General features: G+C 61.9%; 1 protein-coding gene. It reads left to right on the top strand.

Annotation, left to right across the window (positions count from 1 at the left end; genetic code table 11):
* Window positions 1–60 precede the first annotated feature (60 nt).
* Window positions 61–1,004: helicase HerA-like domain-containing protein (locus FJ980_RS34495; RefSeq protein ID WP_140547773.1), on the top strand; the 944-nt coding region annotated here is incomplete at its 3' end.

The following is a 1,004-nucleotide window of genomic DNA, read 5'->3' as shown; positions in this document are numbered from 1 at the left end:
CCACTATACCTTCGGGCAAGGGGCTGGTTTTATACACAGCAGTTTGCGGAGACCGGACATATGGCTGACGACACCATTTTCATAGGCGCCAGCCGCAAGCCCGACGACAGCTATCAGCGTCCCGAAAACCTGCTTTTGCACTATGGCAACCGTCACGGCCTGGTGACCGGTGCCACCGGCACCGGCAAGACGGTCACCTTGCAAATATTGGCCGAGGGATTCTCCAATGCCGGCGTGCCGGTGTTCTGCGCCGACATCAAGGGCGATCTCTCCGGTATAGCCATGATCGGCACGGCGCAGGATTTCCTGGTCAAGCGCGCCGAGCAGGTCAAGCTCGACCCCTATGACTTTCAGGAATTCCCCGTCATCTTCTGGGATCTGTTCGGCGAACAGGGCCACCCCATCCGCGCCACCATCTCCGAGATGGGCCCGCTGCTCTTGTCGCGGTTGATGAATCTGTCCGAAGCCCAGGAAGGCATCATGAACATCGCCTTCCGCATCGCCGATGAGGAAGGCCTGCTGCTGCTCGACCTCAAGGACCTGCAGGCGCTGCTCGCCAATATCGCCGGGCGCGCCGAAGAGATCAGCGCCCGCTACGGCAATGTGACGAAACCCTCGGTCGGGGCCATCCAGCGCACGCTGCTGGTGCTGGAACAGCAGGGGGCGGCGAACTTCTTCGGCGAGCCGGCATTGCGCATCGCCGACATCATGCGCACCACCCGCGACGGCCGCGGCGCCATCAGCGTGCTGGCCGCCGACAAGCTGATGATGAATCCGCGACTCTACGCGACGTTCCTGCTTTGGCTGATGTCGGAACTGTTCGAGGAGCTGCCCGAAGTGGGCGACCCCGACCAGCCGAAGCTGGTCTTCTTCTTCGACGAGGCACATCTGCTTTTCGACGACGCGCCGAAGGTGCTGATCGACCGCGTCGAGCAGGTGGTGCGCCTGATCCGCTCGAAGGGCGTCGGTGTCTATTTCGTCACGCAGAACCCTTTGGATATTCC

The organism is Mesorhizobium sp. B1-1-5 (assembly GCF_006443065.1).
Classification (GTDB): domain Bacteria; phylum Pseudomonadota; class Alphaproteobacteria; order Rhizobiales; family Rhizobiaceae; genus Mesorhizobium.
Note: the sequence above shows the minus strand (reverse complement) of the source record. Positions and strands in the feature narration are given on the sequence as shown.